The organism is Devosia sp. Root413D1 (assembly GCF_001425235.1).
Lineage (GTDB): Bacteria > Pseudomonadota > Alphaproteobacteria > Rhizobiales > Devosiaceae > Devosia_A.
On the sequence record NZ_LMEA01000014.1, the window covers coordinates 44,000 to 56,753 of the forward strand.

Below are 12,754 nucleotides of genomic sequence, written 5' to 3' on the forward strand. Positions count from 1 at the left end.
GGGAGAGGCGAGAACCGAGTACGTGCAGCTAGCGTCTCCCTCCCCCTTGTGGGGAGGGATCAAGGGTGGGGGTGGGGAGCCACCAGAGGAACGGGTTAGGCGGGGGAGCCAATGAACTATCAATCGCAGTCGGCGCCGGTCATGGGGTATGTGGCGCCGGGCTTTGAGGCGGTGGCGGAGGAGTTTGCGCGCAACTTCACGGTGCGCGGCGATGTCGGGGCGGCGTTCGCGGCGGTGCATAGGGGGACGCTCGTCGTCGACCTCTGGGGCGGCATGGCGGCGCCGGGGCGGCCGTGGCAGGCCGATACGCTGCAGGTGATCTATTCGGGCACCAAGGGGCTGTTCGCCGGGTGCGTGCTGAAGCTGGTAGAACGCGAGCAGCTCGATTTGAACGCACCGGTGGCAAAGTACTGGCCGGAATTCGCGCAGAACGGCAAGGCCCGGGTGCTGGTGCGGCATGTCACCTCGCACTCGGCCGGCCTGCCGGGGATCGCGACGTCGCTGCGCGCCGCCGACTACACCGACTACGCCCGCATGGAAGCGCTGCTGGCGGCGCAACCGCTGGCCGCCGACCCGAACGCCTTCCACTGCTACCATGCGGTGACCATCGGCTGGCTGGTGGGCGCTTTGGTGCGGCGTGTCGACGGGCGGACGCTGGGCCGGTTCTTCGCCGAGGAGATCGCGACGCCGCTGGGGCTCGATGCCTATATCGGGCTGCCCGAGGCGCTGGAGCCGCGGGTGGGGCGGATCGAGGTGGGGCCGGGCATGCTGCCCTACGATGAGGCGTTCGGGCCGGAGCAGCGGGCCGACCCGGTGTTTCATTCGATCTGGGGTAACCCGCCGCTGTTCCCCGAGGATCTCCCCTGGAACACTCGCGCCTACCACGCGGCCGAGATCGGCGGCGCCGGCGGCATCGCCACGGCGCGGGCCATGGCGCGCTATTATGGCTGCATGGCGCAGGGCGGCAGCATCGATGGGGTCGAGATCCTGAAGCCCGAGACAGTCGCGCTGGGGCGGGCCGAACAGAGCCGGTTCATGGACCCCTATATCGCCGAAGCCATGGCGTTCGGCGTCGGCTGGGCGCTGCAGACGCCGCAAGGCCGCTTCGGTCCGGCCCCCGACGCGTTCGGCCATTCCGGCGCAGGTGGCTCGATCCATGCGGGGTGGCCGACCGAGCAGATGGGGTTCAGCTACACCATGAACCAGATGCGCGGGGACCCGGAGGATCTCAGGTCACGGCATGTGCTGAAGCGGTTGTATGAGATTGTGAGGTAGGGAGAGGCGGACTAACTTATCACCAACCGCGAAATCCGCCCACCCGTAAGCGTGAACGCCATGGTCCCTTCGCCGTTGTAGCCGTTGCCGCTGACCGCCAGCCGCACCCGGTACGCATCGGCCCCACTGGGCTCGACCTCGAGCAGCCGGAACTTCGACTGCACGCCGATATTGTCCGTCTCGTTCCAGCTGGCGATGCCGTCGCGACCGGTGAAGTCGCGGCCCCAGTCGCTGAGGAAGGCATCCGGAGTGAAGGCTTCCAGGAAGGCGGCGGTGTCGCCGGCATTGGTGGCGGCGATGAAGCGCTGGATGACGGGCGGGGTGGTGCTCATGCGAGGGCTCCGGGCGGGTATGCTGGATTTGTAGCGCCCGGCGTTGGTGAGCGACAGGCCAGTCGTGCGACGGGCTGGCCGTCTGCGTCGGCGTGCTTGGCGCCCCTCACCCTGACCCTCTCCCCAGAGGGGCGAGGGGACGCACTTTGTACCGCCGGTGCCACAACGCGCCCTCGCCCCTCTGGGGAGAGGGCAGCGGATGAGGCCAAAGGCCTCACCGCGGGGTGAGGGGCGCCAAGCGCACCGGCCTCGCACCACACCCCCATAACCGACCGACCGTCGGTCCCAAATCCCTACGACTTTTTGCGCAACGGCGAGTCCCAGCGTGCCGCTTGACCGGGTGTCGCTACCCGTGTCATCGTTCAGCCTATGGATAGGCGTTCAACATAGTGAACGACGGCGCACAAGACGCCGGCCACGAAGTCTCGCCTGTCCCCGACCGATCATCACGCCTCCCGATGCCCGGGAAGCGATGACCCGCTCGTGTTCCTTGGGAGGAAAACAACGTGTCCAAGACCACCCTAACGCAGTTCACGCCCAGCCGGCGTGCTGTTCTTGCCGGTCTCGCCGCCTCGCCGTTCGCGCTTGCCGCCGGCAGCCATTTCGCTATGGCGCAGCCGACCAGCGGCACGCTGTCGATCGGCATTCTCGATTGGGCCGAAACCGGCATCAAGCCGGTGTTTGCCGCCTATGAGGCCGCCCGTCCGGGCGTCAAGATCGACTACTCGATCCTGCCCGGCGATGGCCCGGGCCTGCGCCAGGCGCTGCTGTCGCGCCGCCTCGCCAACAAGCTGCCCGATATCACCTACCTGGCCGATATCTTCGCCACGCAGTTCGCCAATGCGCAGGTCACCGCCGACATGCGGCCGTTCCTGACCTCGGGCGGCCCGATCACCATGACCTCGCTCGCGAAGCCCTTCCTCGACCAGTACCTGGTCACCTCGGGCCCGAACAAGGACGGCATTTTCGGCCTGCCGATCGGCGCCGATACCGTGGTGCTCTACTACAACAAGAAGCACTTCGACGACGCCGGCATCCCGTACCCGAACGACGACTGGACGTTTGAAAAGCAGATCGAGGTCGCGACCCAGCTGACCCAGAAGAACGGCAACGTCACCACCCGTTACGGCCTCGCCGCCTCGGTGCCGTGGCACGCCACCTACGTGCCGGGCATCGAAGCCTTCGGCGATACGCTGCTCGACGAAAACAACATGTACAAGCTGCAGACCGAAGCGGCGATCAAGGTCTTCACCATGTACTGGGACCAGGTGAAGGCCGGCATCATCGCCTCCTCGCCGCAGCAGACCCAGCTCGGCGGCGGCTACCAGGCCTTCGGCGCCGGCACGGTGTCGATGCTGCAGTCGGTGCGGGCGCTGACCCCGCTGATCCGCTCGGTCACCACCGACGATTGGGATGTGGCGCTCGAGCCCAAGATCAACGGCGTGCGCAAGACCGGCATGGGCTCGATCGCCCAGGCAATCACCCCGCAGGGCATGGCGAACAACCAGGAGCTCGCCTACGACTACCTCAACTGGTTCTATTCCGAAGACGGCGGCATGAAGATCCTTGCCGCGGGCTACGGCACGGTGCCGCCGGTCGAGGCGCTCTACAACAGCCCGATCTGGACCGAACTGCCGGGCCCACCCTACGACAACCGCGTGTTCGCCGAGTCCATCCAATATGGCGCGATGAACCCGACTTCGATCCCGGCCGACGTGCAGGTGGTGGTCGATACCGAACTGGCGAAAGCCGAAGAGTCGGTCGTCCTTAACAACGTCCCGGTGGCCGACGCGCTGAAGGCCGCCGAGGCGGTGATCAACGAGGCGATGGCCCGCGTTCTGGCCGCTGGCGGCTGATCACCGACAAGACATGCCGCCGCACTCCTTCAGCGGCGGCAATCAGGAACCGGCTGTGTCCTCCCGCAGCCGGTTCTCCTTTCCACAACGGGATCGACCCTTTTGAGCAAGACCGACACCGCCGACGAGGCCGGCATGTCTGCGATGGCGCGGCCCGCGCCGCGCCGCAGGACGAGCCGCACCGACTCCCCGTTCTGGGCCGCCCTGTTCGTCGGGCCCAACGTGGTCCTGTTCACCGCCTTCATGGTCATCCCCATCGTCTGGGGGCTGGCGCTCAGCCTGTTCGACTGGAACCTGATCTACGAGCCGCGCTTCGTCGGGCTCGACAATTACGTTGCGCTGCTGAACGACGCCCGCGCTGTGAACTCGGTGTGGAAGACCGCCTATCTGCTGGTCCTCGGCGTGGTGCCGACGGTGTTCCTGTCGTTCATCCTCGCGGCGCTGATCAACACCAATTTCCCCGGCTACAGCGTGTTCCGCACGATGTACCTGCTGCCGATCGTCATTTCGCTCGTCGCCTCGGCGGTGCTCTGGCGTTTCATGTACGATCCGCGTGTCGGCCCGATCGCGCAATTGCTCAGCTTCTTTGGGGTTTCCGGGCCCAACTGGCTGCAGGATACCACCTGGGCGATGCCCGCTTTGTCACTGGTGATCGTCTGGCTGCGGCTGCCGCTCGGCATCATCCTTTATCTCGCGGCGCTGCAGCAGATTAACCCGCAATTGCTGGAAGCCGCCGAGATCGACGGGGCCGGCCCGTGGCAGAAGCTCCGCCACATCATCTGGCCCAACGTCATGCCGGTGACACTGCTGATCCTGGTACTGACGCTGCGCGGCATCATCTTCGACAGTTTCGACATTGCCTTCGTGATGACCAAGGGCGGGCCGCTCAACTCGACCGATATTCTCGCGGTCTACATCTACGACCTGGCCTTTGCCCAGCTGCGGCTCGGCTATGCCTCGGCGCTCTCGACCGTGCTGTTCGTCATCGTCACCATCCTCGCGCTGATCTTCAACCCGCCGCGCCGGCGCCCGACCAACGGAGACCCGCTATGAGTGCAGGACACCACTGGCGCCGCCGCTTCCATGTTTCCACGGTGGTCTTTTTCGGCCTGCTGATGGCCGCGCCGTTCTACTGGATGGTGATCAACTCGTTCAAATCGAGCCGCGAGGTGGTCGCCTATCCGCCAACCTGGTGGCCGACCGAGTGGCACTTCGAGAACGTCTTCGCGGCGCTCACCTTCCTTGATAGCACCGCCATCGTGAACTCGGTGATCTTCACCGCTGTCATCACCATCACCCAGCTGACCCTGGTGGTGATGACCGGCTTCGCGCTCGCCAAGATGCAGTTCTTCGGCCGCGGCGCGCTGCTGGGCCTGTTCATCATGACGCTGTTCGTGCCGGGGCAGGTAGCGACGATCCCGACCTTCATCCTGGTGCGCAACCTCAACTGGATCGACACCTTCATGGGGCTCTGCGTCCCCATCATCGCGCAGACCAGCTTCGGGGTGTTCATCTTCCGGCAGTTCTACATCTCGATGCCCAACGAGATTCTCGATGCGGCCAAGATCGACGGCGCCAACTGGGGGCAGATCTTCGTCAGGATCGTGCTGCCGCTCTCCGGCCCGCCGATCGCCGCCTATACCGCGGTGACGGTGCTCACCGCCTGGAACATGTATGCCTGGCCGCTGATCTCGACGACCGAGCGGGACATGCGGGTTCTGCCATTGGCGCTGGCCGGGCTCGGCCAATCCTTCTCGCAGACGCCGCCCAACATCGCCATGATGGCGGTGCTGCTCTCGACGCTGCCGATCATCATCTTCTTTATTCTCTGCCAACGCTATTTCATCAACGGCCTCGGCGGCTCGTTGAAGGAATAGCCGTCCATCTCGCTGGAGAGCTAAACGTGACTACAGTACCAGTCTGCCTCGTCGGGTGCGGGGGCATGGGGAGCCGGCATGTGCAGGGCTTTGCCCGGCTGCAGCGCTCGGGCCTCAGCAATGTCCGGCTCGTCGCGGTGTGCGACGTGCGGCAGGACAATGCCGAGCGGGTGGCCGGCGAAGCCGAAAAGCTGCTCGGCTACCGGCCGAAGATCCACCTCGCCATCGACGACGCGGTGGCTGATCCGGAGATCGCGGCGTTCGACGTGGTGACCGAGGCGTTCAGTCACCTCTCGGTGGTGCTGCCGGCGCTGCGGGCCGGCAAGCATGTGCTCTGCGAGAAGCCGCTGGCGCTGACGGTGCGCTCCTGCCAGGCGCTGATCGATGCGGCGAAGGCGGGTGGGGCGGTGCTGGCGACGGCCGAGAACTATCGGCGCGATCCGACCAACCGGCTGGCCAAGGCGGTGATCGACTCCGGCGTGCTGGGGCCTGTTCATCTGATGGTGCAGACGATGATCGGCGGCAATGACCGGATCATCATCACGCCGTGGCGGCACTTCAAGGACAAGGGCGCCATCGGGCTCGACATGGGCGCGCACCTCACCGACATCGTGCAGTATTATTTCGGGCCGTTCCACTCGGCGTTCGGCAAGGGCTTCATCGCCGAGCCGATCCGCCGCCGGCAGGAAAAGCCGGAGATGCAGACCGAGGCCTACCTGAAGCGCTTCCTCGAAATCCCGGAGCAGATTACCGCGACGGGCGAGGACTCGTTCGCCGCGACCTTCACCATGCAGTCGGGCCTGATGGTGCAGATGTCGTACGTCGCCTCGGGCCCGGGCAAGGGCTACAACCAGCGCACCGTGCACGGACAGCGCGGCTCGCTCGAAATCTTCAACGATCGCACCGGCAAGGCGCCGATCCTCCACACGGCGGAGGGCGACCTCACCGGACAGGCGCTGGCCGACAAGGTCGGTTTTGCCCTCGATGAGCTGACCCAAACGCTCTATGGCGGGGTGTCCTACGAACTCGACTGGGCCGAGACGGACTCGGGCCTTCTCGCCATCGAGATCCACGATTTCGCCGCCGCCATCATGGAAGGCCGGCCGCCGGAAGTTGATGGAGAGGGCGGCCTCACCGCCGTCGCCTCGGTGCTCGCCGCCTATGAGAGCGGCATTGCCGGTCGCGCGGTGAGCATGGACGAGGTGCTGACCAGCGCCGTCTCGACCTACCAGGATGAGATTGACGCCGATCTCGGGCTGTTGCCCAAGTCGAACGCGGCCTGAAGGGGAACGCCATGACCGACGCAGCTTTTGCCGCTATCCCGCTGATCGTCCAGAAGCTCGGCCCCAAGCAGATCGCCTTCGTGGTGCGCGACCTCGAGGCCGCGACGAGGCAATGGTGGGACCTGTTGCGCATCGGACCTTGGACGGCGTGGGAATACACGCCGGAGATCCTGAAGGATATGACCTACAAGGGTGCTCCGGCCCAGTTCGGGCTGAAGCACGCGCTCGCCTGGAAGGATGGCGTGCAGTTCGAACTGGTCGAACCCACCACCGGCCCATCGTTCTTTGCCGATCAGCTGGCGAGCTCCGGCGAAGGCCTCAACCACATCGGCATCCACGTGATGGAGAACCATGCCGAGGCGGTTGCCGAGCTCGAAGCTGCCGGCTTCACCCGCCTGCAGTCCGCCCGGGGCTTTGGCGGCGATGGCAGCGGCGCCTTCGTCTATTTCACCTCCGAGAAGCTCAACGGCCTCGTGCTCGAGCTGATCAGCCCGCCGGCGACCCGCCGCACACCGCTATTCGTCTACCCTGAGGAAGCAAAGTGAAGATCGAGCGTATCGATACCTACGTCGCGCATAACTGGATGTTCGTCGAAGTGACGACGGATAGCGGGCTGAAAGGCGTGGGCGAATCCACCTTCTTCGGCTTTCCCGAGGCGACGGCATCGGTGGCCAAGGGCTTTGGCGAGCGGCTGATCGGCGAAGATCCGTTGCGCATCGAGTACCACAATCTCAGCCTCTATCGGGCCTATTCGATGCGCGGCATGGCCATTGGCGGCGCCATCTCGGCGATCGACCAGGCGCTGTGGGACATCAAGGGCAAGCACTACCAGGCGCCGGTCTGGGACCTGCTGGGTGGCCGGGTGCGCGACAAGGTGCGCGCCATGCTGGTGATCCCCTATGGCACGGCCGAAGAAGTCGCGGCGAGCTGCAAGGCCGCCGCTGAGGACGGCTATACCGCGCTCAAGGTGATGGTCTACCAGCCCGAGCACCACCTGATGGCGTTCGGCGCCAAGGTGAAGGACATGGTCGAGCGCCTGGCGCTGATCCGCGACGTGGTGGGCTGGGATGTCGAGATCGGCATCGAGCTGCACCGCAACATGGCGCTGGGCGAATCCATTGCGGCGATCCGCGAGTTCGAGCAGTTCCGGCCGCTGTTCGTCGAAGACCCGATTCCGCCCGACAGCGTGCTGAGCTTCGGCGAGGTGTCGCAGAAGTCGCGCGTGCCGATGGCGGCGGGCGAGCGCAACACCTCGATCTGGGAATTCCGCGAGTATGTCGAGCATGGCGGGGTGCACCATATCCGCCCCGATGTCGGCATTGCCGGCGGCATCACCCAAACCCGCAAGATCTGCGCGCTGGCCGAGGCGCATCACCAGGGCATCATCCCGCACGCCGTGCCCTCCGGCCCGGTGGCGACCGCGGCGCAGGTGCAGCTCGGCTTTGCCGTGCCGAACTGGGAAGTGACCGAGCATATGCTGCAGGACCGTGCGCCCTGGACCAAGGCAGTGAAGGCGATCGTCCCGGTCATCAACGGCCATTGGCTGCCCAACGAGACTCCCGGCCTCGGCGTCGAACTCGACCACGAGGGGCTGAAGACCATCCCTGTCATCAACAAGGTGCCGCCGACCTCGCTGAAGACCGATGGCTCGGTGGCATTCCGGTAGGCGCCCGTGATCGTCGACAGCCACACTCACGCCTGGGCGCGCTGGCCCTACGAGCCCCCAGTGCCCGACGAGGCCACCAGGGGCGCCGTCGAGCACCTGATCCACGAGATGGATCAGAACGGCGTCGCCGAGGCGGTGATCGTCTCGGCGCGGATCGAAAAGAACCCCGACAATAACGCCTATGGGGCGGCGGCGGTGCGCCGTTACCCCAGGCGCCTCTACCAGTTTGCCGATGTCGATTGTGTGTGGTCGCCCGAGTATCACACGGCGGGTGCAGTCGAGCGCTTGCGCACGGCGGCGGAGACGCTGCCAATAACGGGCTTTACCCACTATGTGGGCGATAATGACGGCTGGTTCCGCTCCGACGAGGGCCGGGCGTTCTTCAAGTTCGCCGCCGAGCGGAAGCTGATCGCCTCGATCGCCATGGGCCCGGCCTGGGCGGCAGACCTCGGGGCCGTGTGTGCCGAGAACCCCGATCTCGTGGTGCTGCTGCACCATATGGGCGGCATTGGCTCGGGTGCGCCGCGCTCCGACCTCGAAGCGATTGCGACGCTCAGCAAGCACCCCAATGTCCACATCAAGCTCTCCGGCTTTCACTATGCGGTGGGGCTCGAGAATGGCTGGGACTATCCGCACCCGAGCGCCATGTGGATCGCCGAGGGGCTCTATGCCGCGTTCGGCGCCAACCGGCTGTGCTGGGGCTCGGACTTCCCGGCGCTGAGCCGTGCCATGACCTACAAGCAGGCGCTCGAAATCGTGCGCCTCCATTGCCGTTTCCTGCAACCGGGGGATCTCGAGCCGATCCTCGGCGGCACGCTCAAGCGGCTGCTCGATAGTGCCGCGCCAACGAGGACTTTCTGATGAACGCGCCCGCGCGCCCCGAGACCATGTTCCGTTCGCTCAACCCGGCCACCGGCGAGCAGTTCGGCAGCTATCGCCTGCATAACGGCTCGGAAGTCGAAGCGGCGCTCGAGCGCAGCTTCGTCGCCTGGGGCAGGGTTCGCGACGCAGGGGTCGAAAAACGTGCCCAGCTGCTGCTCGCCTTGGCCGAGCGGCTCGACGCCAATCTCGAAGCCTTCGCGCGGCTGATGACGCTGGAGATGGGCAAGCCCATCAACGAGGCGCGCGGCGAGATCAGGAAGTGCGCCGCAACCTGCCGCACCACGGCCGAGCTCGGGCCGGGCTGGCTTGAGCCGCTCGAGGTCCAGAGCCCGGCGCGCGGCAGCCGGGTGCGCTATGAGGGGCTGGGGCCGATCCTCGCGATCATGCCGTGGAACTTCCCGTTCTGGCAGGTGATCCGCTTCTTCGCCCCGGCCTTCCTCGCGGGCAACACCACCATCGTCAAGCACGCCGAGAACGTGCCCGCTTCGGCCGAGGCGCTGGAAAAGGTGTTCGCCGAAGCCGGCATGCCCGATGGCGTGCTGGTTAACCTGCGCGTCGATCACCCGACGGTGGGAAAGCTCATCGCCGACAGCCGCATCCGCAGCGTCACTGTGACCGGCAGCGTCAGGGCAGGGCGGACCATTGCCGGGCTCGCCGGCGCGGCGGGAAAGAAAGCGGTGCTGGAGCTCGGCGGCTCCGATCCGTTCATCGTCTTTGCCGATGCCGATTTCAACGCCGCGGTGAAGCTGGCGGTGGCGGCGCGGCACAATAATTCGGGGCAGAGCTGCGTCTGCGCCAAGCGCTTCCTGGTCGAGCAATCGATCGCCGCCGATTTCACCGAGGCCTTCGTCGAGGGCACCCGCAAGCTGAGCTATGGCGATCCGCTGGACGAAAAGCATGGGCTCGGTCCCCTGGCGCGCGCCGACCTCAGGGCCGGGCTGCAGGATCAGCTCGATCGCAGCGTCGCCGGTGGGGCGCGGGTGGCGCTGGCGGGCGGCACCGTCGATGGGCCGGGCTTCTTCTTCGCGCCGACCGTGCTCACCAATGTCGCGGACGACAATGTCGCGGCGCGTGAAGAACTGTTCGGGCCGGTGGCGCCGATCTTCCCGTTCGCCGACGAGGCCGAAGCCCTGCGCATCGCCAACGGCACCGAGTTCGGGCTGGCCGCGGCGGTGTGGACGCGCGACGAGGATCGGGCGCGCCGCATGGAGCAGGCGGTCGAAGCGGGCGCGGTGTTCATCAACGACATGGTGCGCTCGGACGCGCATATCTCGTTCGGCGGCATCAAGTCCTCCGGCTATGGCCGAGAGCTGGGGCAGGTCGGCATCACCGAATTCACCAACGCCAAGACCGTGTGGATTGGCTGACGAGGCAATACTATGACGATCTACAACCTGCCGAGACCCTTGCGCGTCGGCTTTGCCTGCAACGCCGATACTTTTGCGCGGATGGCCGATGCCGAGGCGATCGAAGCGCTGTCGAGCCTCGGCAGTTTCGAGCATCATTTGTGCGACGAGCCCTCGAGCTGGGACGAGGCGCCGCCGGAGAATTCCGCGGCGATCGACAAGCTGGTGGCCTTTGCCAGCAACCTCGATGCGCTCCTGGTCTGCCACGGCTCGCCCCGGCTCACCGGCGCCATTCTCGATCGGCTACCGAACCTGAAGTTCATTGCCGAAGTCGAAGGCGATCGTTTCAGCCAGCGTATCGACGTCAACGCCGCCTCCGAGCGCGGCGTCACCGTGGTCGATACCACCAATGGCTCGTCCTATCCGGTAGCCGAATGGGCGCTGGCCATGGCGATGATCGGGCTCCGCAATGCCGGGGCGCTGTTCCGCCGGATGATCGATGGCGAAGTGCTGTTCCAGAAATGGGCAGAGCGCGTCGCCGACCCCGGCTTCAACGGTGAGCTCACCGGCCGCAGCGTCGGGCTGATCGGCGCCGGCTATATCGGCCGCCGGCTGATCGAGCTGCTGCAGCCGTTCCAGGCCGATATCTATGCGTTCGACCCCTATGCGCCGCGCGTCCTCGCCGACATCTACGACATCACGCTGACCTCGCTGGAGCAGGTGATGGCATGCGACGTGGTGATCTCTCTGGTGCCGCTGACGCCGGAGACGAAGCAAATGATCGGCGAGAAGGAATTGAACCTCCTCCGGCCGCGCTCGGTGTTCGTCAACGTGTCGCGCGGGGCGGTGGTCGACCAGGCAGCGCTGATCCGCCGGCTGGTGCGGGGCGACGTGGTTGCCTCGCTCGACGTGTTCGACCCCGAGCCGCTCGAGGCGGATTCGCCGCTCCGGACCATGCACAATGTGTTCCTCACCCCGCATATCGCTGGGGTCACGGCGCCCTGCGGTCCGCGCTTCCTGACGCTTGCCGCCGATGAGATCGCCCGCAAATTCGCCGGGCATCGCACCCGGCATGACCTGGTGCCGCGCGCCGGAGTGAAACCATGATTTCGGCCGAGCTTGCCGCCCGCCGCAAGGCGGGGACGCTCAAGATGGGCTACTGCGTGCCGGCCTTCGCCATGCCGAGCCCGGGGCTGTTCCGGGTGCCCAATGTGGCGCGGATCGAGGATGTCGACGTGCTCGGCAATGCCCGCGAAGCAGAGCGGCTGGGCTTTGACTCGCTGTGGGTGTGCGACCACCTGATGCTGGGGCGCGAGCAGGCGGTGCTCGAGGGCTGGACCACGCTGGCAATGATTGCCGGCGCCACCAGCAGGGCGCAGCTCGGGCTGATCCACCAGGCCAACCTGTTCCGCCCCCCGCAGATCGCCGCCAAGATGATGTCGACGCTCGACCTCCTCTCGGGCGGGCGCTTCATCCATTTCTTCGAAGCCGGCATGGGCCGCCCCGAGCAGGTGGCCTATGGCCTCGACTGGGACGACAACCACGATGCGCGGGTCGAGCGGCTCGAAGAGGCAATAACCCTGATCAAGGCGCTCTACGCCGCGGATAAACCGATCGATTTCGACGGCAAGTTCTACCAGCTGAAGGGGGCGCAACTGGCGCCGAAGCCGGTACAGGCGCAGATCCCGGTCTGGCTGGGCGAAGCGTTCGATCCGGTAATCGAACTCAGCGGCCGCATCGCCGATGGCTGGAACTCGACGCCGGTGACGCTGACCGAGCTGGCCCGCCGCCTGGCGTTGCTGGACGCGTCGCTGGCGAAGGCCGGCCGCTCGCGCGCCGAGGTGGAAATCAGCTTCGAGACGCAGATCCTCGTCGCACCCGATCTCACAACGCTGCGCCGCAAGGTGGCGGGGCTGGTCGAGCGGATGGTCGAGACCAGGTCGGGCGAGCCGCAGCCGGAGGTGGTGGACTTCGTCGCCGGCCGGGTCGACCGGCTGCCCGAGGCGATGACCGGGCCGTGGATCATCGGCACCGCCGAAGAGGCGAAGGCACGGATCACCGAATTGCGCGGGCAGGGGGTCGATCACCTGATGCTGTGGTTCATGGATGCCCCGGAGACGGATGGGATGGCGTATTTCATGGAGGAGGTCGCGCCGGGGTTTCGGTGACTGTGCACGGGCGGTGCGGCAATCCTCCCCCGCGTGGCGGGGGAGGGGGACCAGCGAAGCTGGTGGAGG

12 protein-coding genes are annotated in these 12,754 nt (G+C 66.2%); 11 read left to right on the forward strand and 1 reads right to left on the reverse strand.

All coding sequences use genetic code 11. The features are described 5' to 3' along the window. Positions 1–111: 111 nt before the first annotated feature. Complete coding sequence (locus ASC89_RS27155) at positions 112–1,275, forward strand: serine hydrolase (protein WP_056004021.1); 1,164 nt, start codon at positions 112–114, stop codon at positions 1,273–1,275. Between the two features lie 11 nt (positions 1,276–1,286). Here ASC89_RS27155 and ASC89_RS27160 read toward each other — a convergent pair whose 3' ends face one another. Next, positions 1,287–1,607, reverse strand: coding sequence for a nuclear transport factor 2 family protein (locus tag ASC89_RS27160; RefSeq protein ID WP_056004024.1), 321 nt, complete (start codon positions 1,605–1,607; stop codon positions 1,287–1,289). Between the two features lie 506 nt (positions 1,608–2,113). Between ASC89_RS27160 and ASC89_RS27165 the strand changes: the two genes are divergently transcribed. The 10 genes from ASC89_RS27165 to ASC89_RS27210 all read left to right on the forward strand — a co-directional run bounded on the left by ASC89_RS27165 (position 2,114) and on the right by ASC89_RS27210 (position 12,685). Next, positions 2,114–3,463: an extracellular solute-binding protein gene (locus ASC89_RS27165; protein ID WP_056004027.1), complete on the forward strand. Its 1,350-nt coding sequence runs from the start codon at positions 2,114–2,116 to the stop codon at positions 3,461–3,463. 102 nt (positions 3,464–3,565) lie between these two features. Then, entirely contained in the window at positions 3,566–4,516 is a 951-nt protein-coding gene (locus tag ASC89_RS27170) for a carbohydrate ABC transporter permease (RefSeq protein WP_056004031.1), read from the forward strand. Beyond that, positions 4,513–5,340, forward strand: coding sequence for a carbohydrate ABC transporter permease (locus ASC89_RS27175; protein WP_056004032.1), 828 nt, complete (start codon positions 4,513–4,515; stop codon positions 5,338–5,340). Before ASC89_RS27170 ends, ASC89_RS27175 begins: the two co-directional genes overlap by 4 nt. Positions 5,341–5,366: 26 nt before the next feature. Beyond that, a complete protein-coding gene (locus ASC89_RS27180; RefSeq protein WP_156384799.1) occupies positions 5,367–6,623 on the forward strand; it encodes a Gfo/Idh/MocA family protein in 1,257 nt (418 codons plus the stop codon). Between the two features lie 11 nt (positions 6,624–6,634). Next, positions 6,635–7,168, forward strand: a complete 534-nt coding sequence (locus ASC89_RS27185) for a VOC family protein (protein ID WP_056004038.1) — start codon at positions 6,635–6,637, stop codon at positions 7,166–7,168. Next, complete coding sequence (locus ASC89_RS27190) at positions 7,165–8,289, forward strand: mandelate racemase/muconate lactonizing enzyme family protein (RefSeq protein WP_056004041.1); 1,125 nt, start codon at positions 7,165–7,167, stop codon at positions 8,287–8,289. Before ASC89_RS27185 ends, ASC89_RS27190 begins: the two co-directional genes overlap by 4 nt. Before the next feature lie 6 nt (positions 8,290–8,295). Beyond that, positions 8,296–9,150, forward strand: coding sequence for an amidohydrolase (locus ASC89_RS27195; RefSeq protein WP_056004044.1), 855 nt, complete (start codon positions 8,296–8,298; stop codon positions 9,148–9,150). Then, on the forward strand, positions 9,150–10,538 hold the full coding sequence (locus ASC89_RS27200; RefSeq protein ID WP_244488574.1) for an NAD-dependent succinate-semialdehyde dehydrogenase: 1,389 nt from the start codon (positions 9,150–9,152) through the stop codon (positions 10,536–10,538). The genes ASC89_RS27195 and ASC89_RS27200 overlap by 1 nt, the downstream gene beginning before the upstream one ends. 12 nt (positions 10,539–10,550) lie before the next feature. Then, a complete protein-coding gene (locus tag ASC89_RS27205) occupies positions 10,551–11,624 on the forward strand; it encodes an NAD(P)-dependent oxidoreductase (protein WP_056004047.1) in 1,074 nt (357 codons plus the stop codon). Further along, positions 11,621–12,685, forward strand: a complete 1,065-nt coding sequence (locus ASC89_RS27210) for an LLM class flavin-dependent oxidoreductase (protein WP_056004049.1) — start codon at positions 11,621–11,623, stop codon at positions 12,683–12,685. Before ASC89_RS27205 ends, ASC89_RS27210 begins: the two co-directional genes overlap by 4 nt. The last annotated feature ends 69 nt before the right edge of the window (positions 12,686–12,754 follow it).

What these genes read in the sequence shown, in the direction of transcription:
- ASC89_RS27210 (WP_056004049.1), top strand. Translation starts at nt 11,621, where the DNA reads ATGATTTCGGCCGAGCTTGCCGCCCGCCGCAAGGCGGGGACGCTCAAG.
- ASC89_RS27155 (WP_056004021.1), top strand. Translation starts at nt 112, where the DNA reads ATGAACTATCAATCGCAGTCGGCGCCGGTCATGGGGTATGTGGCGCCG.
- ASC89_RS27205 (WP_056004047.1), top strand. Translation starts at nt 10,551, where the DNA reads ATGACGATCTACAACCTGCCGAGACCCTTGCGCGTCGGCTTTGCCTGC.
- ASC89_RS27200 (WP_244488574.1), top strand. Translation starts at nt 9,150, where the DNA reads ATGAACGCGCCCGCGCGCCCCGAGACCATGTTCCGTTCGCTCAACCCG.
- ASC89_RS27175 (WP_056004032.1), top strand. Translation starts at nt 4,513, where the DNA reads ATGAGTGCAGGACACCACTGGCGCCGCCGCTTCCATGTTTCCACGGTG.
- ASC89_RS27160 (WP_056004024.1), bottom strand. Translation starts at nt 1,607, where the DNA reads ATGAGCACCACCCCGCCCGTCATCCAGCGCTTCATCGCCGCCACCAAT.
- ASC89_RS27185 (WP_056004038.1), top strand. Translation starts at nt 6,635, where the DNA reads ATGACCGACGCAGCTTTTGCCGCTATCCCGCTGATCGTCCAGAAGCTC.